At 42.1% G+C, this 23,032-nt stretch carries 23 protein-coding genes and 1 pseudogene; 13 read left to right on the plus strand and 11 right to left on the minus strand.

Annotation, left to right across the window (positions count from 1 at the left end):
• The first annotated feature begins 52 nt into the window (after window positions 1-52).
• From GSF04_RS03045 to GSF04_RS03080, 8 genes are all read left to right on the plus strand, one after another.
• Window positions 53-2,158: a TonB-dependent siderophore receptor gene (locus tag GSF04_RS03045; protein ID WP_211856541.1), complete on the plus strand. Its 2,106-nt coding sequence runs from the start codon at window positions 53-55 to the stop codon at window positions 2,156-2,158.
• A gap of 161 nt (window positions 2,159-2,319) precedes the next feature.
• Complete coding sequence (locus tag GSF04_RS03050; RefSeq protein ID WP_211856542.1) at window positions 2,320-3,453, plus strand: PepSY-associated TM helix domain-containing protein; 1,134 nt, start codon at window positions 2,320-2,322, stop codon at window positions 3,451-3,453.
• 63 nt (window positions 3,454-3,516) lie between these two features.
• Window positions 3,517-4,233 (plus strand): aspartate/glutamate racemase family protein, encoded by a 717-nt coding sequence (locus tag GSF04_RS03055; RefSeq protein ID WP_211856543.1) that lies wholly within the window; start codon window positions 3,517-3,519, stop codon window positions 4,231-4,233.
• Between the two features lie 110 nt (window positions 4,234-4,343).
• Window positions 4,344-4,568 (plus strand): DUF4177 domain-containing protein, encoded by a 225-nt coding sequence (locus tag GSF04_RS03060; protein ID WP_010369821.1) that lies wholly within the window; start codon window positions 4,344-4,346, stop codon window positions 4,566-4,568.
• The gene (gene yidD, locus GSF04_RS03065; protein ID WP_211856545.1) at window positions 4,561-4,785 is read left to right on the plus strand and encodes a membrane protein insertion efficiency factor YidD; all 225 of its coding nucleotides are present in this window, start codon (window positions 4,561-4,563) and stop codon (window positions 4,783-4,785) included. Before GSF04_RS03060 ends, yidD begins: the two co-directional genes overlap by 8 nt.
• A 19-nt stretch (window positions 4,786-4,804) precedes the next feature.
• Window positions 4,805-5,191 (plus strand): membrane protein, encoded by a 387-nt coding sequence (locus tag GSF04_RS03070; protein ID WP_045988345.1) that lies wholly within the window; start codon window positions 4,805-4,807, stop codon window positions 5,189-5,191.
• Entirely contained in the window at window positions 5,154-5,927 is a 774-nt protein-coding gene (locus GSF04_RS03075) for a M48 family metallopeptidase (RefSeq protein WP_211856547.1), read from the plus strand. The genes GSF04_RS03070 and GSF04_RS03075 overlap by 38 nt, the downstream gene beginning before the upstream one ends.
• Before the next feature lie 430 nt (window positions 5,928-6,357).
• Complete coding sequence (locus GSF04_RS03080) at window positions 6,358-7,368, plus strand: IS110 family transposase (RefSeq protein ID WP_249122324.1); 1,011 nt, start codon at window positions 6,358-6,360, stop codon at window positions 7,366-7,368.
• Window positions 7,369-8,003: 635 nt separating this feature from the next.
• Here the strand turns inward: GSF04_RS03080 and GSF04_RS03085 are convergent.
• The 4 genes from GSF04_RS03085 to GSF04_RS03100 form a co-directional block, all read right to left on the minus strand.
• Complete coding sequence (locus GSF04_RS03085; protein ID WP_211856549.1) at window positions 8,004-9,992, minus strand: fused MFS/spermidine synthase; 1,989 nt, start codon at window positions 9,990-9,992, stop codon at window positions 8,004-8,006.
• Between the two features lie 215 nt (window positions 9,993-10,207).
• Window positions 10,208-10,672, minus strand: coding sequence for a hypothetical protein (locus GSF04_RS03090; protein ID WP_211856551.1), 465 nt, complete (start codon window positions 10,670-10,672; stop codon window positions 10,208-10,210).
• Entirely contained in the window at window positions 10,659-11,012 is a 354-nt protein-coding gene (locus GSF04_RS03095; protein ID WP_211856553.1) for a hypothetical protein, read from the minus strand. The genes GSF04_RS03090 and GSF04_RS03095 overlap by 14 nt, the downstream gene beginning before the upstream one ends.
• 227 nt (window positions 11,013-11,239) lie before the next feature.
• Window positions 11,240-11,461, minus strand: coding sequence for a hypothetical protein (locus GSF04_RS03100; RefSeq protein WP_211856554.1), 222 nt, complete (start codon window positions 11,459-11,461; stop codon window positions 11,240-11,242).
• 411 nt (window positions 11,462-11,872) lie between these two features.
• Here GSF04_RS03100 and GSF04_RS03105 point away from each other — a divergent pair, with 411 nt between their 5' ends.
• A complete protein-coding gene (locus GSF04_RS03105) occupies window positions 11,873-12,604 on the plus strand; it encodes a thioesterase (protein WP_211856555.1) in 732 nt (243 codons plus the stop codon).
• 152 nt (window positions 12,605-12,756) lie between these two features.
• Here GSF04_RS03105 and GSF04_RS23275 read toward each other — a convergent pair.
• A pseudogene (locus tag GSF04_RS23275) lies at window positions 12,757-12,908 on the minus strand (IS5/IS1182 family transposase); the annotation flags it as partial.
• A gap of 901 nt (window positions 12,909-13,809) precedes the next feature.
• Here GSF04_RS23275 and GSF04_RS03110 point away from each other — a divergent pair.
• Window positions 13,810-14,565 carry a hypothetical protein gene (locus GSF04_RS03110; protein WP_211856556.1) on the plus strand — a complete coding sequence of 252 codons (756 nt, stop codon included), beginning with the start codon at window positions 13,810-13,812 and terminating at the stop codon, window positions 14,563-14,565.
• A 174-nt stretch (window positions 14,566-14,739) separates the two neighbouring features.
• Here GSF04_RS03110 and rsgA read toward each other — a convergent pair whose 3' ends face one another.
• From rsgA to GSF04_RS03125, 3 genes are all read right to left on the minus strand, one after another.
• Window positions 14,740-15,783 carry a ribosome small subunit-dependent GTPase A gene (gene rsgA / locus GSF04_RS03115; RefSeq protein WP_130127657.1) on the minus strand — a complete coding sequence of 348 codons (1,044 nt, stop codon included), beginning with the start codon at window positions 15,781-15,783 and terminating at the stop codon, window positions 14,740-14,742.
• 391 nt (window positions 15,784-16,174) lie between these two features.
• Window positions 16,175-17,329: an iron-containing alcohol dehydrogenase gene (locus GSF04_RS03120; RefSeq protein WP_211856557.1), complete on the minus strand. Its 1,155-nt coding sequence runs from the start codon at window positions 17,327-17,329 to the stop codon at window positions 16,175-16,177.
• 10 nt (window positions 17,330-17,339) lie between these two features.
• Complete coding sequence (locus GSF04_RS03125) at window positions 17,340-18,203, minus strand: type 1 glutamine amidotransferase domain-containing protein (protein WP_211856558.1); 864 nt, start codon at window positions 18,201-18,203, stop codon at window positions 17,340-17,342.
• 110 nt (window positions 18,204-18,313) lie between these two features.
• Here GSF04_RS03125 and GSF04_RS03130 point away from each other — a divergent pair, with 110 nt between their 5' ends.
• Both GSF04_RS03130 and GSF04_RS03135 read left to right on the plus strand, forming a co-directional pair.
• Window positions 18,314-19,213 (plus strand): LysR family transcriptional regulator, encoded by a 900-nt coding sequence (locus tag GSF04_RS03130; protein WP_010369842.1) that lies wholly within the window; start codon window positions 18,314-18,316, stop codon window positions 19,211-19,213.
• A gap of 88 nt (window positions 19,214-19,301) precedes the next feature.
• Complete coding sequence (locus GSF04_RS03135; RefSeq protein ID WP_010369844.1) at window positions 19,302-19,535, plus strand: hypothetical protein; 234 nt, start codon at window positions 19,302-19,304, stop codon at window positions 19,533-19,535.
• Between the two features lie 162 nt (window positions 19,536-19,697).
• On the opposite strand, the gene GSF04_RS03140 is transcribed toward GSF04_RS03135, so the two are convergent.
• A complete protein-coding gene (locus GSF04_RS03140; protein WP_211856559.1) occupies window positions 19,698-20,189 on the minus strand; it encodes a hypothetical protein in 492 nt (163 codons plus the stop codon).
• A gap of 600 nt (window positions 20,190-20,789) precedes the next feature.
• Between GSF04_RS03140 and GSF04_RS23280 the strand changes: the two genes are divergently transcribed.
• Window positions 20,790-21,041 carry a Fic family protein gene (locus GSF04_RS23280; protein ID WP_249122374.1) on the plus strand — a complete coding sequence of 84 codons (252 nt, stop codon included), beginning with the start codon at window positions 20,790-20,792 and terminating at the stop codon, window positions 21,039-21,041.
• Between the two features lie 148 nt (window positions 21,042-21,189).
• Here the strand turns inward: GSF04_RS23280 and GSF04_RS03150 are convergent, their stop codons facing one another.
• Window positions 21,190-22,068 (minus strand): helix-turn-helix transcriptional regulator, encoded by an 879-nt coding sequence (locus tag GSF04_RS03150; protein WP_211856561.1) that lies wholly within the window; start codon window positions 22,066-22,068, stop codon window positions 21,190-21,192.
• Between the two features lie 57 nt (window positions 22,069-22,125).
• Complete coding sequence (locus tag GSF04_RS03155) at window positions 22,126-22,995, minus strand: helix-turn-helix transcriptional regulator (protein WP_211856563.1); 870 nt, start codon at window positions 22,993-22,995, stop codon at window positions 22,126-22,128.
• Window positions 22,996-23,032: the final 37 nt, after the last annotated feature.

Raw genomic sequence — 23,032 nt, forward strand, 5'->3', positions numbered from 1 at the left:
GTGCAAAATATATATAATAAGAATCACTCTCATTATCCATAGTAGTAGAACAATGAAAATCAACACGCTCTATGCTGCAGTGTGCCTCTCACTGCTTTCTCAAACCACCAGTGCCAATGAAAACCAAAAAGATGAGTTAGAAAGAATAGAAGTTCAGGGCAGCCAATATAAAAGTACCGGAACAAAGTCGTCTTTAGCACCAATCAACGCGCCCTTTTCTATTTCTCATATAGATCAAGACACCCTGCAGCTACGCCAAGCTGACTCGGTCAATGCTGCGTTACGCTATGTTTCTGGTATCACACCAGAGAGCCGCAGTACAGTCACCATTTTTGACCAATACACTATTCGCGGTTTTGAATCTTATCGAAACTATTACGATGGCCTAGAACTGCAATCTAACAATCTTTGGAATTTATATCCTCAAGTTGATGCCTTTGCCACCGACACCATTGAGGTGCTAAAAGGCCCTGCGTCAGTACTTTATGGCTCTGCACCGCCAGGTGGCATGGTGAATCAAATCGCAAAGCTTGCTAATGGCACTGAGCAAACACAGGTTCGCCTGAGAGTCGGTAGTAGAGCGCTCAAAGAAATCGGCGTTGATCATGGAGGTGTGATCACCGATGAACTAAGCTATCGTGCCATTGCGCTATCAAGAACAAGTGATGGCCAGCAAAAAACAACGGAAGAAGAACGCACTGTATTTGCACCTTCGCTGCGCTGGCATCCGAACCATGATACGGCGTTAACTGCACAGCTTTATTACCAAGACGATCCCAAAGCCATACCATCTACCCCCTTACATAGCGTTAGTACGCTTACGCGCGCAAGTTATGGTTATCTAGATACCGATGCATTTGCAGGCGATATCAATTGGTCTAATTTTGATAGAACAACGCTAATGGCAGGGCTAAAGCTGGAGCACAGTTTGTCTGACGATTGGTCTTTGTTTGCCAACTGGCGTTACACCGATGCAGAAGGCCTGCAGCAAAATACCTACAACCAAAACTTAATAGCAGATAGCGACACCATACTTGCCCGTGCAGCATATAAAACCGATGAAACGCAACACGGCTATGTTTTAGACAACCAATTGTCTACTCACTTTACCGTTGGCGACTCATCACATCACTTACTCTTGGGTTTTGAATACAAAACCTTAAGCTCAACCGTAGGGTATTGGGATACACTCGGGACAGGCACACCAAACATTAATCTAGCAGCGCCCAATTATGCAGCCTTTGATGTAGGCGCTTTGCCACTTAACTTCTATACCGAAGCGCACGATATTGAACAGAGTAACCGTGCGTTTTACGTCCAAGAGGAAGTGACAATATCAGCGCTAACCCTCTTGGCAGGTCTTAGATACGACAGTTTCACCAGTGATGTTACTGCTGATAAAAACTACGCTGGCACCGAGTGGCAAACGGAATCAAATATTGATGACACCCAACTCACCGGAAGAATTGCCGCACTTTATCAGCTGGATTCTGGTTGGCGACCTTACGTGAGCTATAGTCAGTCATTTGAACCCGTTGCAGGAGAAGATAGCGTAACTCAACAAGCCTTCAAGCCAACTGAAGCAGAACAATGGGAACTTGGCGTTAAATATCAATCTCGCGATACACAGCTAACATTTGCGCTATTCGATCTCACCAAGCAGAACGAAATCATTAACAGCAAAGACTTTGTCACGAAAACTCAAGCCGGTGAAATCCAGTCCAAAGGTATTGAGCTTGAGGCTTCTCACACCTTTAATGAACAAGTTGATGTGCAGTTCAATGCCACGCATCTAGACCAGAAAGTCACTAAAAATGAATTAGACCAAGATTTGGTGGGGAAACGCTTAGTGTGGGTTGCAGATAACACCGCATCGCTTTGGTTGAACTATTATCCAAGCCTGCTAGACGCACTTAAAGTAAGTGTTGGCGCTCGGTATGTTGGCGAGAGTTATGTTGGCAAATACAACTCAGATACCGTGCCATCCTATACCTTATTCGACATCGCCTTTGATTATGAACTCAGCGAGCGAGCTAGGATCACCTTTAGCATTAGTAACCTCAGTGACAAGCGATACGTTGGTGCATGCTATGACGAAAGCAACTGCTGGATGGGGGCTGAGCGCAAAGCCGATGTTGGTCTTCACTATCGCTTTTAGTCATTCATCTAGGAGAGCTTACGGAAGGACATAGACTGAAAGATTTAAACGGACACCCACCTTAGCGCGCCTGCAAGCATTAAGGTGGGTGTCCTTGTTAATTCAGCCTGTAAATTCATCCATTTATTCATTCTCATTTAGCTTTAACTCAAAGGAAAACAATGCGTAAAACACTATTTAAATGGCACAGTGCAATGGCATTAATCGCGATACTGCCGCTCGCCGTTATGTCAGTCACAGGTAGCATGTTGGTGTTTAAGTTCGAGATAGATAGCCTATTACTTCCAAAGCAAGCGACATTGACTTATCAGGACCAAGACGTCCAACGTCAGCCCATGAAGATGCTCGTTAATTATGTCGCAGACACCCACCCAAATTATGAAATTGGTAGCTGGGAAATATTCGATGACGGCTACGAAGCTGATAGAGTCTATTTATTAAAGCATGGTACAGACACATGGTTTAAAACGTATCTAGATCCTTACGCGGGAAAAATGCTAAGCGAACCTGTGGGTATTCACAGCGATTTTACTGATTTTATTCTCCACCTACATTACACCTTACTACTTGATGATGTGAGCAAAACCTTTCCACACATGGGTGTCGTTATCGGTTTAGTTGTTGCCATACTTTTTACTTTGCTTGGTGTGTCCGGCTTAGTGATATATCGGCGCTTTTGGCGACGATTCTTTAGCTTTAGACGACAAGCTCCTCGACTCGTCATGATGAGCGACCTGCATAAGGTAATTGGTATTTGGAGTGCGCCGGTATTACTCGCGCTCGGCATTACTGGCGTTTACTTTAATGCAGTGGAGTATTACCACGAGGCTTTTGAGCATCAAGAAGATGAGCACCATATTGTCACCCACACAATGTTTAACCACTCATTAGATTTTGATGCCATGATGACCCAAAGCCATCGTGCGGTTGACGGACTTAAACCGACCTACTGGCTATTTCCATTTGAGCCAGAGCAAACCAGCATTACCATTTTTGGCAGCGTCGCCGATGCCAACCCGTTCATTAGTAACTATGCAGCAACGGTTAGCTTTGACGCGCAATCTGGTAAACAAACCTTTGCCTACGATATTCGAACGGCGTCTACTGTAGACCGGGTAATCGACAGTTTTAGAAAACTCCACTTTGGCCACTTTGCAGGGCTTACCAGTAAAATAATTTGGTGTATTATGGGGCTCGCCCCCGTATTGCTTGGTTTTACTGGGTTATATTTATGGTGGCAAAGAAAGCGTAAGAAACTCAAGAGTAAGAAAAACCGTCAACTCGCCTTAGGCTGATGGTTCAAGTTTCAATCCAGATCCGTTATTGTCGTTATTATCAGCAAATAACGAGCAATCACTATGAAACAACTTGGGCTAATTGGTGGTATGAGTTGGGAGTCAACACAAAGCTACTATCAGCTTATCAATCAAACCGTTAAAGCAAAGCTTGGCGGGCTACACAGTGCTAAGCTTTGCTTGTATAGCGTCGACTTTGCCGAAATTGCAGAGCTTCAAGCAGCTGGTGATTGGCAAAAAATGACCACCATTTTGGCTGGTGCTGCTACTTCGTTGAAGCTTGCAGGCTCTGATGCCATTGTGATCTGTACCAACACCATGCATAAAATTTCAGATGAAATTAGCGCAGCGTCAGGATTACCGATACTGCATATTGCCGACGCAACCGCGAAGCGACTTAAAGATGACAGCGTAAAGCGAGTTGCGTTATTGGGTACAATGTTTACGATGCAGCAAGACTTTTATAAAGCACGATTGCAAGACCTTCACGGCATTGAGGTCATAACACCTGATGGTGACCAACAAACTTTAGTTCACAACATAATTTATGACGAATTATGTCGCGGTGAAGTCAACGCAAGCTCAAGGCAAACTTATCTAGACATCATCGATGCACTCTATCAACAAGGGGCTGAAGGGGTAGTTTTAGGTTGCACAGAAATAGGTTTGCTCGTTCAACAAGTGCATACTCAAGTCCCTCTTTATGACACGACCAAACTGCATGCTGAAGCCGTTGTAGAGTGGTCACTTGGGGTAACGTCTTGCTTTATTCATGAGTAATATCAAACTTTGTTGTAATTAAAAAAATAACAACAAAATCGCTATTGTCGCGATCACTTGGCTACTATAGAATTAAATCTCACTTATTCTAATTAAATCAGGGATGTATTATGACCCAATACGACGAATATAAAGTTATCCATGTAGTTGAAGGTGGCTGCGGCACACTGTTACTTGGCTCAAGTGGATTACCGTTAAAAAAGCTTGAAGCAACATTAAATATGGAAGCGCAAGATGGCTGGCAGCTTGTTTTCCAAGTTATCGAAAACAAACGTTTTATGCTATTTTGGAGCCGCGAAGCCGTGATCTTAACACTTGGTCGTAAACGTGCTTAAACGCTTTGCTCTGTCTGCCATTCGCCGCTATCAAGCGAATGGTGGAGCAAAAACCCACTTTAATATAAGTTGTAACTTTACACCGTCATGTTCTGAATATACCTATCAAGCAATCGAAAAATACGGCTTCTTTAAAGGCGTGCGTATCGGTTTTTGTCGGATCAGGCGCTGCAATGATCCAGATTGTATTGAAGTAAAATCAGATCCCCTACCATAACCTAATCCTAGGAGTTTCCATGGACGAAATAGCATTAAGAGAACAAGAAGAAGCGTTGAGAAATCAAGTTGCTCAGCTAAGTCCTGAAGCGCGCAAGCAATACTACCAACTAGAAGAACAGCTAGTAAAAGATCCTGATACTTACGCCGTACTCAATTACTTCTTTGCCGCAGGTTTACATCACTTTTATCTGGGTAAAACTGCACGTGGTGCTATTAATCTCACCTTGATGCTAATAGGGCTTGCGCTTATTCTCTTTTATGGCTGGATACTGCTAATTTTAGTGTGCTTAATTGAGCTACCTCAGTTATTTAATAGCCAAAAAATAGTGAGAAAATACAACATCGATGTGATGCGAGAAGTGCTAGATGAGCTCAAAGATACACAGCAGAATCAAACAATCTAAAGAAACGCAGTGGCTTTGGATTATAGCGGCCACGGTTGTGGTCGTTTTATTTAGTGGTTATCAGTTTTATACCAAAGGCGTGCCTTACTTCGCTGAAGAGATCTCAGCCTCACTGCCCAAACAAATCTACCAAATCATCGACGAAGGTAGCCTAAATGAGCTAGATAATTCGGAATTTTCTGAATCAAAATTAAGTGAAATCAAGCAGCAAGAGACTCGAGCTTTATTTGTCTCATTGCTTGGCGCCAATGCATCGAGGGAACGTGAATTTAAACTTGAATTTAGGCAGTGGAAAGATAAAGCCAACGCCATGGCACTGGCCAATGGTAGCATTGTGATCACCGATAACATGGTCGAACTGGCATCGACTCAGCAAGAACTTAGCGCAGTGTTACTCCACGAAATTGGCCATGTGGAGCATAATCACGTCATGGAATCCCTTGTGAGCTCGTCTATCGTATTTGTCAGTTTGAGTGTCGTATTGGGTGACATCTCTGCGCTCTCAGATCTTATGATGCAGGGCGCAATGTTAGGTATCAACCAAAATTACTCTCAGCACGCTGAGCTCGAGGCTGATTTGTACGCGCACAACAAGCTAATGACGCTGTATGGTAATAGTATTGCGATGATCTCTATATTTGAAAAACTCGCCAAGGAAAGCGACGAACAGCATAGTTGGTTAAGCACACACCCAAGCTTTGAGCAACGGATAGAGCGAATAAAGCAAAGTCTCTAACATTGACTGTGTTTATTCTCTCTGGCTCTAGCTGCAATGAACGTGCACTCACTTTGCCCATGTGTTTAGCTACAGAAAAACGGAGTTTTTCGCCCCCTAATTAAGACTCCTCACAATGTATCTCGCCACAGAGCTGTTGCAGCACTAATAAGTTAGCCAAAGGCAAAAATTGCCAATATGATGCCTCTATGTATAAAACAGCTCAAATATCTTGTTGCGAATATCAGCTTCTACCCCAACTCTATTATCCACAATCGCAATTTAAAAATACGCTGTATATTCATGAGCATACAGCGTGAATGGTAAATGCTGTTTTAGGCTTAGCATGCTGTATTACGTTACTAAGTAACTTGATGTAATGGTCTCCTCCCACACTCGGCATCGGTGCGCCATGATTGAATTGCAAACAATCAAAATGGGAGAAGACCAAATGCAAATTACAACAATCAGTATCGATATCGCAAAAAATATTTTTCATTTTATTGGATGTAACCTATCCAATAAGATTGTAGTAAAGAAAGCTATTAAACGTCGTCAACTACTGACTTATTTGGCACAAATACCAAATTGTAAATTAGTCATGGAAGCGTGTGGAACCTCTAATTATTGGGGTCGTGAAATTAGCCAATTAGGTTTTCAAGTTGAGCTCATACCACCACAACACGTGAAGCCATTTTTGACGGGGAATAAAAATGATTACAACGATGCGTATGCAATTTTAATTGCATCACAGCAGGCACATATTCGCTCAGTTCCAGTGAAAACATTAGAGCAGCAAGATAGTCAAACAATCCATAAAGTGAGAGAGCTTGCAATTGGTCAACGAACAGCACTGAGTAATCAAATTCGAGGTTTGCTACTTGAGTACGGCATTGCCATTACTAAAGGTATCGAAAATGTTCGCAAAGAAGTGGCTGCTTTGTTAGGTGAGGAGCGAGTATTGACCGCGAGCTTTAAACAAGTGCTTAGCCAACTCTATAAACTCCTACAAGTGCTTGATGAAAGTATTGAAACGTACAATCAACAGATAAAAGAGCAAGTTAAAAACAATGAGATATGCGTCAATTTACAGAGTATTCCGGGCATAGGGCCAATAGTTGCAAGTAGTTACTTTAACGAAGTGGGTAATGGTAGTGGTTATACAAAAGGGCAAGATGTTTCAGCCTCATTAGGTCTCGTGCCCAAGCAACGTAGTACGGGTGGAAAATCAGTTTTGCTCGGGATAAGTAAGCGTGGTAATCGATATTTGAGGTGTTTACTTATTCAAGGGGCGAAATCGGTTGTATCGAGAGCAAAGTATAAAACAGACCAACTGAGTCTTTGGATAAATCGACTTGTACAAACGCGAGGGCATAATAAAGCCTGTGTCGCTTATGCGAATAAAATGGCTAGAGTGACTTGGGCAATTACAGTATCAAAAGAGGCATATCAAGCAAGATAAGTAGATTTCTTTCACCGAATTGCGAAAGTGACTGAAGTAAATGACATAACAGGTCAAACCGGCATATTGAAAACCTGTCGAGCTCAGGGGTAGCTAAATACCGATAACCTGATTAGGACAATATGCGCGATTTACATCTAGGTCAGAGTTTCAAATAGAACTCATTAACAGACCATATATATGACAGCAATCCTGTCCCTATTATTTACTAAAGAAACCTTGCAATAAGGGAGGAGACCATATTTGAGCTCAATTTCTTTGCCGCTATCAAACTTAAACGTAGTGAAAATATAGGCCAATGCGATACCGAGCATAATCAGCAGCAGAAGCACAAACCTTTTTAAAACAGACCCCATAAATTCCCCTGAGAAAAATAACTCTCCCGAACTTCACCTGCATTCTCCCCTAATTATTGCTAGGACAAGGCTTACCAGGTATCGTTTTGGCGTTGGCATCACGATAGTGTATGCGACTTGTTGAACATAAGTCAGATACAACCAGCGTTTACCTACTAGCACTACATTTAAGGACAGCTTAGAGCTGCGCCAGACATGGCCAGTTCCAAACTGCACAAATATCCGATTAAAAAAACCTCTCTGTTTCAGGCCCCACCCTTTTATGATGGCGCCCCGCTTTCATAGCTTGATCACCGAAAGGAGGCTGGAATGGTTATCGCTCCATTGGATCACATTCTGACTCACTTCCCGCAGCGGCACACTCTTACTCACCACTTGAGGATCAGCCAAATAGCGCATATTGCTAGTGAATATCACCCACTCAGCTTGATCTGTATCGGTCGCGGAGTCCGATGTTTTAAAGTACCGAGACTGCAAGCCACTTTGCGCTTCGATACCAGACATAATCGCTCTCAGATCTAGGTAACTGTTGGAAATGTGGAACACCAGCACCCCATCAGCCGCCAGGTGCTGCTCATACAAGGCGAGCGCTTCTCTGGTTAATAGGTGCTGAGGAATAGAGTCACTTGAAAACGCATCCACAATCAGCATGTCAAACCCATGAGCACCATTTTGCTGGTAATCATTAGCTAAGCTCACCCGCGCATCACCGGAGCGCACATCTATAGTTGCCGCCGAGGTTGTCAGGTAGTTAAAGTATCTTTTAGCAACATACTCAACATCCGGATTGATCTCATAAAATACAAACTTATCCTGTGCTTGCCCATAGTATGCTAATGCCCCCACACCCAGACCGATAATGCCCACTTTATTACCTGAGCCATTATTAGCCATCAGGTTGAGCATAACACCTACGCCTGTTTCCGGGCGATAGTAACTTAATGGCATGGGCTTACCTTGATGAGCCAATGCTTGCGCCCCATGCGACGTGTAGCCATCGATTAGCCTGCGTTGTGGATTATCGATATTCACAATATCCTTCACCTGTATAATACCGAAAAAATTACGAGATTCGTAAACATTATATTTATTAAACTGACTTTGCATCAGGTAAAACAAACTGACAAACACCAAGCAACCTACAACATTTAGGTAGACCAATTTGCGCTCTACTTTCCCTTGCTGTTTTTGCCATTCCATTGCAATGGACAACACAAAGACCAAGCATATACCAACAATGTACTCATAGTACTGAGTAAACAATTCAGTGGCTAGAATGGACGCAAATACACTACCTGCACATCCGCCAGCAGCCAGTATCAGGTAAAACAGGGTCATGTCTTCTTTGCCTGGTTTAGATTTGGCTATTTCACCATGGCAGATAATACAAGCAACAAACAACACAACGAGATACAGGCAGATTTGTTCAGTGATCGCAAACTGCGAGCCAATAGAGAATAAAAACAGTGCCACCAAGGATACAACTGAAAACATAAGGTTCCAGTACCACTTAAGATACACTCTCTCATCGAAGAAACACAATATATATGTCAGTAAATATAACGCCAGCGGTAAAGTCCATAAGAAAGGGATCGGTGGGACATTGATCGTCAGGTTGTTGGTCGTCGATACAAGCAGAATAACACCTGTCGCAGAGAGTAAAAACCACTTAATACATCTGGTGATATTTACCCCTGATGCCAGCTTAGATTGCGCTGTTTGAACTGGCTGAGTGGCTTTCTTGTCCGTATTGCGATAGACCTGATAAAGGCAGTAAAAATTGAACAAAGAAAATGCGATATATAAACCTGACCACATCCAGACCTGCATAGACAGCGCCAAGTTATATTCGATGATCAATGGATAGCAAAACAGTGCCATCATGGCTGCAACGTTCGAAACTGAATACAGCCGATAGACCTGGACGCTTTTTACCGAATGACTAAGCCAATACTGAAGCAGTGGCGAAGTGGCCGACAGCACAAAATACGGCGCACCTATTCCCAGCAACAGCAAAGTGAAGATATCAAAAAACGGCTGTGTTGAAATTTCCGTCGTCGCAATTGACTCCAGACTAAGCGGCATCAGTGCCATTCCGACAACCAGCAACACACTGTGCACCGCGAGCTGCTGATAGACAGTTCTCAGCTTACTAATACAAAATGAATAAAGATAACCAACCAATAATAAGCTCTGATAAAAAAGCATACAGGCAGTCCACACCGCACTCCCCCCGCCAAAATACGGTAATATGATTTTTGCGACCATGGGCTGGATCCCAAATAGCAAAAATGAGCTTAAAAATATTGTTGTTATAAAAAAATACTTCATGCCTTAAACTATTGATTGTTAAATTTTATTTATAATACTATAGATGGCATGCTTTAACACTGCATATTCCAGCTCATAATTCAGACACATCAAGTACCTAGCAAAACGCATGCTAATGTCAATTTAGATGCATCTTTATATCTGAACGCTTGTTATTCTAATTTCAGGCTTACTGCGTCACTAAAATTAGCCAAGGGAGATAATACAAACCGATCCCCAACAGCCGCACCGCCTTTAATCTCGATAAGGCTGTCTGACTGCATACCAAACCGGAGCTTTTGCCAATGCCCGGTGTCATCGACCACTTTGAGCAAATCTTGTTCCGAGTTTGCCCTAACACTTTCAGGTAACTCAATGTAGAGGGCATTTTTGATTGTATCAATTTCAATATTACCATCGACCGTGAGTTCAGGCCTTAGCCCAGGAACATACTGGCCGACCAAGGCCATTTCAATGTTCACTTTGCCATCAATGACCGTCGGATCGCTCCGCTGTACCACAGTGCCTACCTTGCCCGCCAAGGTCTGGATATGACCAGGTGTACCTAAATTGATTCTATCCGCATTAAATTGAGGAACCTTTAACCTTACGACCAGATTGCTGTCAGACCCCATCAAGGCTATTTTTTTCCCCGGCAGATACGCTGCTGCGGATATCCACCGTCAGTTCCTGGAGAATACCCGCAATGCCCGCGGTCACTTGCATTCTATCCAGCATTTGTTTAGCCGTATCATAATTAAGCTGGAATTGCTCTTCAATTTTTTGTTGTAGCTCAATTCGTTTTGCATGAAGAATTTTTAAAAACGCTAGACGGCCGATACAGGTTTCAAGTTGCTTCTCAAGATCGGACAGCTTTAACGTTGTACGCTCAAAATCAATGTCTGAAACAATATTTTTCTTATGTAACTCAAGCTGTGCGTCATGATTGAGTTTTTCCAGCTGAATTTGGCTACGCAAGTTGTGAACCGCCTGCTCTTGCTCGAGTAGCGTGTATTGATCCTGAAGCTTTTTTCTTCCATGCTCGCTTTATGCTTAACTAGTTCAAACCTCGCTTGATCTACCTTGCGCACCAATTCTGGGTTGTTCATTGCTACGATCACGGTATTGGCTTCAACACGATCACCGGGATAGTAAAATACTTTTTCAACAATCGCTTTGTCATCGCTGCTAATCACGTGCAAATCTCAGGAGCGCAATTTGCCATAACCTGCGACTTCAATTTTCAGCTCTCCTTGCTTTACACTGGAGATCCTCAGTTCTTCTTTCTTGATAACTGGTACAGTTGGAAAGAACATATAGCCAAGCAGTGGTAAGCAAATAACCGCACACAGTAATAAACGCTTTACCTGAATAGCGGATGTGGAACGCTTGTGTCTTTCAATGCTGTCCTTAATATTCAGTTCCATGTAAACCTCACTACGCATTTATACCTAACCGTGTCGTCTGTCCTACAGGCTGCTTTGTACTGATAATGCTGGCGTTCGCCTGTATTACCTTAGCCTAATATCAGTACAAGCTAGTTTGATAAACAAACTCATAAACTTACAGTAGATACTTGCTCTAACATTTTTCGGGCAATTAAAAGTAACACAGCAATTTTTGTTGCAGCAAGTCAACTGAGCTGCGGTGAACAATAAACACGTCTTTTATTTAATCTGTGCTCACTCAGATCAGCAATGAATGAATTTCTTGTCACAGGAGTTGAATCCTCGCGATATTTTTTACATTGGATAAGCAGTTCATAATGAGTGTCAGGCATTGCCTCAATGTATGATTATCAATACGTCAGCTCTATAAGTTGATTTAAAAATGAATAAATGGATTATAAGACCAGTAAAAAACCCGCAGCCAAAGTTAAGCTGATATGTTTTCCCTATGCAGGCGGAGGTACACACGTATTTATCCCATGGCAGCAGCTGCTGCACCCTCATATAGAACTGTGTATTGTTCAACCTCCAGGCCGAGGATCAAACTTCGAGCTTGCACCGTTCGCAGAGATGACGCAACTGGTTGACGCACTGAAGCCTGAATTAAGCTCTGATTTGAATGGTAATTACGCGGTATTTGGCCATAGCTTAGGCAGCAGAGTCGCACTTGAGGTTGTGCGCCGAGCAATTCACTTAGGTTATCGTAAACCTCAGCACTTTGTTGCACCTGGCAGTCCCGGGCCCAAATTACCTTGCCTAGATAAAGACTGTACCAGCCTGAATGATGCGCAATTCATTCAGGTGATAAAGGAGCTCAATGGTACACCGCCAGAAGTATTGGGTAACATGGAGCTACTCGAGCTTTTCCTGCCGACACTGAGGAGCGATTTTTACCTCGCAGAGCAGCATAAATGCGAACAAAGCAGCCTAATTGCAGAGCACATGACAATACTTTCAGGTAAAAAAGATACTATCACCTCAGCTCAGTTGGACTCATGGCATCAGTTTGCTGTCCACAGTGAGATAGTTCTGTGTGAAGGCGTTCATTTTTTCATCCATTCGCACTCAGAGCAAACGGTACAAGTGATCAACCTAAAGCTACAAAATACAGGTGCGTTATAGCCATGCTAGGATAATCAGAAACTCACGCGTGAGTGAGTTAGTAAGTGGTCGATCCTGAATATTGAGGTTTTGATGCTCAGACTGGCTGAACTATATCAGTAATCAATCCAGACTGAGCATTATCTTTATCGACAGTTCATTGCATGAGCGCAAACCACAAACTGCTCTTTCAATGTTGTCGCGACACTCACTTTAACACCAAACTCATACGGCTTCGCACTTTTTCCCTTAGAGATACATTCAACATCCGGTTCGTGTAGGCTATAGAGTTTGTTTTTACTCGTTTTGTTTGCTTTAACAGCCGCTCTGCTTGGCGTAACTTTTTAATAAACTTTGCACTCGGTTGCTCTGTGATTTTTCTCAGAATATCTTTCATGACTCGCCTTAAATAATTCTTCTGCGTTTTGAGTTACTTTTTCATTCAGGGTGAGAGCATACTTCGTTAACAACCATTAACCGAAGATAAGCTCTGCCCTGTTAACAGCTAAGCCCTAATCACCTTATCTAAATATTCAGTGTCCAACGCGGCGTTGCTTTCATCGTACACTGGTTTTTAAGGCAGTCTCTCATTTTAATTGATTCAGTTCTACATGATTGAATATGTTGGAATTTCCTATAGTATGGCCCCAATTTATTGCGCAGTTACCTCTCTGAATGAGACGCTAATAACCCAGTGCAATTGATTCTCACCGGCACAATGGCTACACACATGCTTGGCTAACTATTTGCTGATCAATCAGAGCTGAAGTTATAGTGGATGTCGATAAGCTTTGCCATTTTCTGCGCAGCAGTACATAGCTTTCTCTATAATCTTGAATTATGGCTAATTATCCATAAACAGGAGAGATTTAGCTTGAAGAACTTTATACCTACAATATTAAGTACAACCACGTTGCTGTACCAAATAGCTATGTACGCTACATATTCATTCTGACTATCTTATTCTAACTTCTCTGGTGTTTGAAACCCCCTGACAGATGGGGAAGTTACTCAACTCACTACCTTGCAAAACTTGCACGAACGAAGGTTTTTTTGGTTTCTGCCATAGCCAGAGACCCCTTGTAAATTGAGTCCTGAAGTGTGACTCATAATTCGACTGGGTGCTACTTTGTTTCTTTTTTTCGTACAATTCCATTACATTTTTTAACTTGCAATCTCTGTTTCTAAATTGGAGAATCTGTTTTTAAATGAATCACGGGTAAAAAATGAAATCATCTAAACTTTATCTGCTACCTATAACAGTAGCCAGTATCAGCACATTTCTCACGGCCTGCACATCTGAAACAGAATCTAATCTTTTGAAAACAAACGCAATTAGTGCAGATATATCAATAAATTCAAATGGAGAAAGAGCCCGAATCGTGGCCGAGTTAAATGTTGGGGACTCGTTCGGCTCTAATGTAAACTTAAGCGAAGGAGATACACTAAGAGCGATCGTAAATGGTCAGACGATTCAACTGATTAAAGATACCGACATTCTAGATATTGATTACGAGGGCAGATCCTCAGTTGTAACTGGTAACAGCCTATATACTATCCAGTTAAATCGGAAGAAGGAAGAAAATGCTTCTGCATCAGTTGAGCTTCCTTTAGGCTTTCTGATACTTACCCCCGAAGCAGAGAAAACTTTTCGATATGATGAAGATATTGAAATTCATATTGATGGAATAGACTTAGCGAGTGAGACATCTCTTATCGTTAACTATGCATGCCCGAATAATACGGGCGGGTTAGTGACAGGCTCTTTCTCAACACAATTTGGAAACTCGACAAGCAATACATTTAATGCAAAAAGCGCTAGCCTCATAGATCTAGAGCAGATTGCAACTTCAAAACCATGTGAATTTGACATGGAAGTTCAGAGAGTTAGAACTGGCCGCTTTTCTGGTGCACTTAAAGACAATAGTTTAATTAGGAGTATCCAATCAAGGGTTATTAAAGATCTAGAGTTTACTTTTTAGTTTACATAGCTTTTGAGTAGTCACAGCGTTAAATGCCTCCCCCTGTTTCTTCTAAATTTAAATGGGTGTCTTTTTAGCCGCTTTTCGCTTTAGCTGTACTTTAGCGTAGAAAACGAAACCAAAGTGGAGCGAGTCCACTTTGCTTTAAGATAAAACAGAACTAGCTAGTACTGCTCAGTAGCCCTTTTTTAGTCTTCTAGTATCGCTTTGTACAAAACGATACTTCTTTGCAAGTGCTCTTTCCTTGTCTCTCTTATCTTTTAGGCTGACGTTGTTTCTTTGATGTTCACTTCTTAGTTTTATGAAGTTGTTGAAGCGCCTAACTTCAAGTTCTCCACTCTCTATCGCTTGCTGAACAGCACACCCGGGCTCATTTTGATGTGAGCAATCACTGAAACGGCAGGCGCTTTCTAACACTTCAATTTCTGCAAATGTTTTACTGATCCCTTGTTGGCAGTCGGCTAGTTGGATCTCTCTCATTCCTGGCGTATCGAGCAACACTGAGCCATTGTCCATAAAATGTAACGAGCGAGCAGTTGTTGTGTGCCGCCCTTTTGCATCATCTTCACGGATTGAACCGGTGAGCTGCTCTTTACACCCTAACAGCGTGTTCACCAAGCTGGACTTACCCACACCAGAAGAACCTACAAATGACAACGTTTTTCCCGTGCTACACCAAGCTTTTAGGCACTCAACGGAGCTCGGCTCCAACGCATTAATCGCTTCGACTGTCAAAAATGGGTCCAACTCCTGAACAAGTTGTACTTGCTGTTGCCAACCGTCAACCAAATCCTTCTTAGTCAAAACAACTATTGGCTCCACTTGCGCTTCATTAGCCAGTGCTAAGTAACGTTCGATCCGGTTTAGATTAAAATCCTGATTTAGCGAGCAAACAATAAACAGGCTATCGATATTTGCGGCTATCAATTGCTCCGCGACTTTACTGCCCGCAGCTTTCCTTGAAATAACCGATTTGCGGGATAATAGCCTAATAAATTGATAATTTTCATCCAACAAAACCCAATCACCAACCGTCATACTAGGCAGTGATACATGAGTAGCTAAAGAAATTTGCCGTGATTGCAACTGGATTAAATAATTACTTCTGTGGTGCGCTATCACGCGGCCAAGATTTGATGATTCCAGTTCTGTGAGTGTCAGTTGCTGTTGAAAAAATGCTTGCCAACCAAGCTGTGTTGGCGAATAAGATGTATTCATTATAAAATCTCAAAAATGCAGAAAGACTGCAAAAATCAAGCAGGGTTAATGAATATCATTGACCCCGGAGAAGCCCGTTAGGCATCACACCGGGTAAAAGGAGTAAAAATTTAGAAGAGACGAAAGTTAGCGTCTACTAATCACACCTAGCTACAACTTTTACCGGGTGGCTCAATAAAACAATCATCAAATTCTCCTTAAACTTTTTTGAATACTGCCGTAGATTAGCACTGAAGATAGGCGAGGTAAACCAAGTATTTCACGCAACCAATTTCAATAATAGATTAAAGTTTTGTGTTTAAAGCGATATCAATCACGCAATTTTTTGTATGTTATCTGGGCTAAAATAAGAGCAGACGCTGATCCGCCTGCTCTTGTGATTTTAATAAGCTTACAACGCCAACATTAAAATCTCTTTCGCCTTCGCTAAATCAATATCGCCGTGCTCACCTAGCGCCGTCATGCCGTTCTTTTCTAGATTAGCGATAACTTCTTGTACTGCTTTTTCGTCTAATTGGTAATCAGCTAAACGCGTTTGCACCGCCATCGACTCAAAAAAGTCTTGAACTGCTTTTATCGTTTGGTCAATTTGCTGTGCTTCGTCTGCGGCTGCAATACCAAATACACGCTCACCAAGTTGCTTGATTTTCTCGGCTTTTTTGTCTCGTTGCACATACATCACCGCAGGTAATACAATCGCAAGCGTTTGCGCGTGGTCAAGGTTATACAATGCCGTTAGCTCATGACCAATCATATGCGTTGACCAATCCTGTGGCACGCCTTGACCAATAAGGCCATTTAGCGCCATAGTTGCAGACCACATAACGTTTGCTCTTACATCATAATTGTTAGGCTCGCTTAACGCCTTTGGCCCTTCGCTGATAAGCGTTTGTAAAATACCTTCTGCGAATCTGTCTTGCAGTGGCGCATTTACTGGATACGTTAAATACTGCTCAATCACGTGAACAAACGCATCCACTACCCCATTACTCACTTGGCGAGGCGGCAGTGAATAAGTGTATTCTGGGTCGAGTACCGCAAACTGCGGCTGTACCGTTGGTGACGAAAACGCACGCTTTTGCGAAGTTGCCTTTTTAGTAACTACTGAGTTGCCGTTACTCTCAGAGCCAGTCGCAGGTAAAGTAAGTACAGCACCAATCGGCAATGGGTTGCTAAAGCTTGCGCCTTTTACCAAAATATCCCAAGGCTCACCGTCAAAATTAAAAGCTGCCGCCACAAACTTTGCGCCGTCAATAACACTGCCGCCGCCAACCGCAAGAATAAAGTTCACATCGTTTTGCTTTGCTGTCGCGACCGCTTGCATTAGTGTTTCATATGTTGGGTTTGGCTCCACACCACCAAATTCCACAACCTCAACACCTGTCAGCGCACTCATTGCTTGGTCGTATACCCCATTGTTTTTAATCGAGCCACCGCCGTACAGTAGCAGCACCTTTGCAGCCTCCGGTAATCGTGAGGTGATTTCACTCATTTGGCCTTTACCAAAAAGAATTTCGGTTTGATTTTTAAATACAAAATTAAGCATGCTCAATTCCTTACTGTTTAATATTCGGTTCTTTCGCTAACATTTCTAGCAGCTTTTCTGCTAGTAATGAGTCTGAAAACGGGTTTTGCCCTGTAATTAGCTCTCTATCAACAACCACTTTTGGCTGCCATGCATTTGCAAACTGCATTTTTCCTCCAGCCTGAGACATAGCTGCTGCTGGGTAAAAGTTGAGCTTTTCGCCATTTAACGTGCTTTCAAATACCTCTTCTTCTGGGTTCGAAAATATCGTCATTTGATATCCGTCATAAATCCAGTTTTTCGCTTGAACAGGTGACTGTGTTGTTAAACTCTTATAATACGCTTTTGGTTCACTTTGCGCCGATAGCAACGTAATTGGGCCGTGGCAAATCGCGGCTGTTGGTTTATTCTCGCGGTTAAAATGGCGCAAAATTTCAGCCACCTGCGGATTATTCGCCAAGTCAATTAACGGTGCGTGTCCGCCTGGAATAAATACCGCATCAAACTCGTCTAACCCCGCTGCAAGGATCTCGCTAAAACTTGCGGTGTCATTAATATCTGGCAGGTTAGCAATAAATTTTTTGATGCTTTGTAATTTAGTCTCATCACCGCCAAAGTAATCAACCGTCACTGACTTTTGATCAACAGCAGGGGCATTGCCTTTTGGTGTTGCTAATATCAGTTTATATCCAGCATCCACCAATGCCTTTGCAGGTATCCCAAACTCGTTGAGGTAGTAACCTGTTTCTATTGTCTCGCCACTGGCAAGTTCCATCGAGGTTTCGCTCGAAAGTAACACTAATACCTCACCTTCACTTGCATGAGCGCTAAGCGTAAGTGCGGCACCCAATAACGATGACACCCAGCCCAACGTATTCACTATACCCTTTTTCATCCCGGCTCCTCATACCAGTTCAATATCGACGAGTTTAGGCGATTTGCGGACACAGGAGAATTCGGATAAATTGGTAGGAGCAATCAGAATATTTATGGCTCAAGTATTTTATGTCTCATCTCACCCAACTAAAAACCTTTGTGGAAGTATACCGCTGCAAAAATATCACCAAGGCAGCGGCCAACTTGGGGATGTCGCAGCCGGCTGTCACGGCACATATTCAAACCATGGAAGCGGTAGTAGGAAAAGCCCTGTTTGAACGTCAAGCAAGAGGGGTAAAGCCAACGCCAACAGCACATGACTTAGCGCTGCAGGTATCTGGTCATATCGATATTTTAGAGCAGAAGATCACTTCAATTCGAGCACGCTCCAATGCGGTGTTTGGCACACTAAATATTGCTGGCCCCGCGGAGTATTTAAGCTTTGTCTCTGGTCCACAAATCGCCAACTTACTGCAAGCGGGCAACATTAACGTGGTACTTCATATTGGCAATAAAATTAACATTTTCGACGCACTAATAAACGACACCGCCGACATCGCCATTGCCGCCTCTGCGCCAGATCCCACAACCTTTGACTATCTCGTTCTAGACAAAGAGCAATTGTGGCTAGTGATGAACCGTTTAGAGGGCAGAGAAATTCAAGACAGCGATATTACCGCCGACTTACTCTCAAGCTATAACGTCGTCACGTACGATCAAGACTTACCTTTAGTTAGACAATACTTTGACCGTGTATTTAATGCGAGCTGCAACTCTAATGTCATCGCCATTTGTCCAGACATTAGAGCAATTGCTAACATTATTCGCTCTGGAATAGGTTACTCCGTCCTCCCCGATTATCTCTGCCGAGATCTCATAAAAGCAGGTGAACTGATCCAACTTGGCCCCGTAGGCCCTGAAAACAATATCTATTTGGTATGGAAAAAGGGCGCGTTAAAACACCCTCGCATTGCCTTTGCGAAAGATGTGATCTCCGCCTTTGCTAATATTAATTATCTTTCGAATTAAAAAGTTGTAAAAAAATTATTTTCCGCAGATTTCTGCTGAGAATTCCTGTTACCTTGCTGTAAATTAAAAGAGACGGGTTGGAACAACAATGGACTATCAAAGCCAATATCGTGACTTAACTATTTATTACGACGCACTAAAAAAAGCAACAAAGCAAAGTGAAGCGGTACCAGACACCACAGAAAAATGGCTGGCACTCGTAGAAACGACCTTATTTGAACTACAAGAGCTTGCCCATATGGAAAAGGCTTATATGCAAAAATCAAGAACGATGAATAACCTAATTGAGTTGGTGTACTCCAGCGCCCCAAGCATGGACTAGCAACTATAAGGTTATTGCTGTTGAGTTTTGCATTGACAAGAGTGCTACTACTAGCACTCTTTTTTTCGCTAGAAATGGGGTTAAACAAATTTAAAGCTTGAAAATTAGCAGCTTAAACTTCACGACGCAGATAGCCTGCGAAAACTCAGAATGTTATGTGTGCTACTGGTACGCTTTCAATGTGGCAAAGATCTCCTCAGACAGTTCAGCAAACACACCATGGATCCGCTCTGATAGCACTTTTACATTGTCGAAATCAGGGTCAGCAAGCATTAGAATTTCAAAGATTGACCACTCAGGCATAACCTCTTGATTCACCCATTTGTTACCCTGTAACTTTGTCCAATATTCAATTTGAACATCCTTTGTTTGCCCAAGGAGCCAAAGTTCGAATTGCACCTCTTGATGGTTCAACACCACTGCCAATTTGAGTTTGTGTTTTTTAAGGTAATCGTTTTGCAGATAAAAGTATGTAAAGTCAATATACCCGTGTAATACGTTTCCGACTGTAAACTGGCCTTTATACTGCCTACTGAATTCAGCTCTGAGACTTTGAACAATAGCGACGAGATCCTTATAGGTTCTCTGCAGTTCGCCAGTTGCTAATACCATTTTATAGGCAGGAATTCGAGCACTAAGACTTTTATTAGACATGTTGTCCTCTGAGTTTTTTAGGCACATAGACAGAATGACCCACGCACGAAGCTAGCTTTGCCAGGAGCCTAAGTCATCAAATATCATATCAAACTATCAAAGTCGAATAGCGCTTCATATACGCCAAGCTAGGCTGTAAATAAAAGAAGCGGACTGTTTTGAACTATTGGCATAACTATAGTGCTAAGTTATACTTAAGAAGTCAGACAAGAGGTCTATTTATGGCTGTTACTTCGGTGAAAAAAGCAAAAATGTTCAAATATTTATACCTAAAATGAGCAACTTTGAAATAAGCGCTAAATACGAAGGTCTAAGTTTTAAACAAGAGAGCTTGAGCAAATCAATTGCTGATTTAAAAGCAAAATATGCGAGATAAATACGGCGTTGCTCAGGATAGCTATTGTTATCCAAAATCTGACGTACTAGTTAATAAGCTTAATATTACAGATGCAAATGAGTTAGCGGAAGCTGAGCTAGCGTTTACCGCCTTTAGATATAGTAAATACTCTTCTACAATCAAATCCCTCCACGAATTTAGTTTAAATCATTTACGACATCTCCACTGATTTATTTCAAGATGTATATGATTGGGCTGGCGAGATTAGCACTGTTGACATTTCCAAAGGGGAAACTCGGTTTTGTACTTGTTCACGAATCAATGTTGAAGTACAAAAGCAGTTCCAGCAAATTGAAACATTGGATATAAACGCAGCTAAACCAGAAATCTTAGCCCAGCTTGCGGATATCTACTGTGAATTAAATATTATTCATCCCTTTAGAGAGGGCAATGGTAGAACTCAACGTTTTTTCTTTGAGGAGCTACTATTTTTCTTAGGCTTTTCTGTCAATTAGCCAGACATATCAAAAGATGAATGGGTTCAAGCAAATATAGATGGCTATTACGGTAATTTAAATCCACTAAACACCATCCTAACACTCGCGACGAGATAGCTTACCCCATAGAGTGCTAATCCACATACAGCACGATATGTTAACAGCCCTATTTTGGTACTGACTCAAGATACCCAACTTGTAGCGGAGCATTTCTTCGAGCTATAAACCCGATATAAAGTACCGCGACACACAGCAACATAGGCACTGACTTTAAGTAAGCAAAATAGTCATAAAAGAAGGTTACTTCCCAGAACACCTTTGCGGTTTCTTCGTTTATACCTAAATGCTCCAGATTGCGCAGAAAGTTCTCCATTAACGCAAAAAAATCTATTAACGCTAAGGTCAAAACTAAGAAATGTAATGGCCCCTCCGCATAGTTTTTTTCAAACACAGAAGGGCTTCTTCCTCGGGTAAGCAACACCGCAAAAGCCATCCGATATTTTAGCAAAAAAAGTAATAAAAGGCTGAGTGAAAATTGAATGGTGAACGCACAGATATTCTTATGATATCCACTATCAAGAATTGGGAAAATAACATTTACCAGCGCATAAGCAACTACCGTTGAACACAAAAATACTACTACAAAGCAAAGCGTCAACAGCTGACTATTTTTGTCTTTGTAAGAGTAAAAGAACAAAACCAACAATAAGATAAATAAAGTGGACTCAAAAATAATTACGCCAAAAGCCGAGCCCAAGATAAGTGTAAGAATACTGCCTTTGTCCTTCATATTGTCTGGATACAGTCGTGAGAGCGCTTCAGTATCATCCAAAATATCAGCGAGTTTAACTCTGCAGAGATCGGCAAACTTCATTAACGTACCAAGCTTGAAGGAGCTAACGCCATTAAGGTAGTTGTCTAGCGTTCGCATGCCAATCCCGAGGTGGCGACATATATCTTCTCGAGACACCCCGCGTTTGTGCTTAAGACCCTTTATCAATAGCCCTATGCGCTGGCTTACTTCGTACTCTTCTGGCGTTTGCATCGCCTCGCGATCCTTCTATATAAACTGTTATTAATACTGAATTCGTTATTGCTAAAGTTACAGTGTAGCTCTAACTTGTAGCGGCGCATTTCTTCGCGCGATAAACCCTACATAAAGTAAAGCGATGCAGAGAAAAATTGGGATTGCCTTGAGGTACTCGAAATAATCATAAAAGAATCTCACCTCCCAAAATACCTTTGCTGTTTCCTCACTAACCCCCAAGCGCTCTAAATTTCGAATAAAATTTTCCATTAGAGCCAAAAAATCGATAAGTGCTAACGTCATTGCCAAAAGATAAATTGGGGCCTCTATACCATTTTTTTCGAATACAGGTGCAGATTTTCCCTGAGTTAAAAATACACTAATCATCATTCTATGTTTAAGCAAAAACAGTAACATGAGACTAAGAGTTAACTGCAGTCCAAAAGCATAAATATTCTCGATATAATAGCTTTCAACCGCTGGGAAAATAATGAACTTCAAGAGATATGCGACAGCGACCTCAAGTGCATAAATAAAAAGGAAAATGCCTGTGATAGTTTGACTATTCTTATCTTTGTAACAGCAAAAAAACAAAAATAATAGAAGGAGGAATACGATAGATTCGAAAATAAGAAAATACCCAGCAATAGATCCCAAGATAAGCGTAAGAATACTGCCTTTGTCCTTCATATTGTCCGGATACAGTCGTGAGAGCGCTTCAGTATCATCCAAAATATCAGCGAGTTTAACTCTACAGAGGTCAGCAAACTTCATTAACGTGCCAAGCTTAAAAGAGCTAACACCATTGAGGTAGTTGTCTAGCGTTCGCATGCCAATCCCGAGGTGGCGGCATATATCTTCTCGAGACACCCCGCGTTTGTGCTTGAGGCCCTTTATCAATAGCCCTATGCGCTGGCTTACTTCGTACTCTTCTGGCGTTTGCATCGCCTCGCTATCCTTCTATTTCCATGATTTACTTATC

The sequence above is a fragment of the Pseudoalteromonas sp. A22 genome, assembly GCF_018141345.1.
Lineage (GTDB): Bacteria > Pseudomonadota > Gammaproteobacteria > Enterobacterales > Alteromonadaceae > Pseudoalteromonas > Pseudoalteromonas maricaloris.

What these genes read in the sequence shown, in the direction of transcription:
- GSF04_RS03150 (WP_211856561.1), bottom strand. Translation starts at nt 22,068, where the DNA reads ATGCAAACGCCAGAAGAGTACGAAGTAAGCCAGCGCATAGGGCTATTG.
- GSF04_RS03120 (WP_211856557.1), bottom strand. Translation starts at nt 17,329, where the DNA reads ATGCTTAATTTTGTATTTAAAAATCAAACCGAAATTCTTTTTGGTAAA.
- GSF04_RS03125 (WP_211856558.1), bottom strand. Translation starts at nt 18,203, where the DNA reads ATGAAAAAGGGTATAGTGAATACGTTGGGCTGGGTGTCATCGTTATTG.
- GSF04_RS03045 (WP_211856541.1), top strand. Translation starts at nt 53, where the DNA reads ATGAAAATCAACACGCTCTATGCTGCAGTGTGCCTCTCACTGCTTTCT.
- GSF04_RS03055 (WP_211856543.1), top strand. Translation starts at nt 3,517, where the DNA reads ATGAAACAACTTGGGCTAATTGGTGGTATGAGTTGGGAGTCAACACAA.
- GSF04_RS03085 (WP_211856549.1), bottom strand. Translation starts at nt 9,992, where the DNA reads ATGGTCGCAAAAATCATATTACCGTATTTTGGCGGGGGGAGTGCGGTG.
- GSF04_RS03130 (WP_010369842.1), top strand. Translation starts at nt 18,314, where the DNA reads ATGTCTCATCTCACCCAACTAAAAACCTTTGTGGAAGTATACCGCTGC.
- GSF04_RS03075 (WP_211856547.1), top strand. Translation starts at nt 5,154, where the DNA reads ATGAGCTCAAAGATACACAGCAGAATCAAACAATCTAAAGAAACGCAG.
- GSF04_RS03140 (WP_211856559.1), bottom strand. Translation starts at nt 20,189, where the DNA reads ATGTCTAATAAAAGTCTTAGTGCTCGAATTCCTGCCTATAAAATGGTA.
- GSF04_RS03135 (WP_010369844.1), top strand. Translation starts at nt 19,302, where the DNA reads ATGGACTATCAAAGCCAATATCGTGACTTAACTATTTATTACGACGCA.
- GSF04_RS03070 (WP_045988345.1), top strand. Translation starts at nt 4,805, where the DNA reads ATGGACGAAATAGCATTAAGAGAACAAGAAGAAGCGTTGAGAAATCAA.
- GSF04_RS03110 (WP_211856556.1), top strand. Translation starts at nt 13,810, where the DNA reads ATGAAATCATCTAAACTTTATCTGCTACCTATAACAGTAGCCAGTATC.
- GSF04_RS03050 (WP_211856542.1), top strand. Translation starts at nt 2,320, where the DNA reads ATGCGTAAAACACTATTTAAATGGCACAGTGCAATGGCATTAATCGCG.
- rsgA (WP_130127657.1), bottom strand. Translation starts at nt 15,783, where the DNA reads ATGAATACATCTTATTCGCCAACACAGCTTGGTTGGCAAGCATTTTTT.
- GSF04_RS03080 (WP_249122324.1), top strand. Translation starts at nt 6,358, where the DNA reads ATGCAAATTACAACAATCAGTATCGATATCGCAAAAAATATTTTTCAT.
- GSF04_RS03060 (WP_010369821.1), top strand. Translation starts at nt 4,344, where the DNA reads ATGACCCAATACGACGAATATAAAGTTATCCATGTAGTTGAAGGTGGC.
- GSF04_RS03105 (WP_211856555.1), top strand. Translation starts at nt 11,873, where the DNA reads ATGGATTATAAGACCAGTAAAAAACCCGCAGCCAAAGTTAAGCTGATA.
- GSF04_RS03155 (WP_211856563.1), bottom strand. Translation starts at nt 22,995, where the DNA reads ATGCAAACGCCAGAAGAGTACGAAGTAAGCCAGCGCATAGGGCTATTG.
- GSF04_RS03100 (WP_211856554.1), bottom strand. Translation starts at nt 11,461, where the DNA reads ATGGAACTGAATATTAAGGACAGCATTGAAAGACACAAGCGTTCCACA.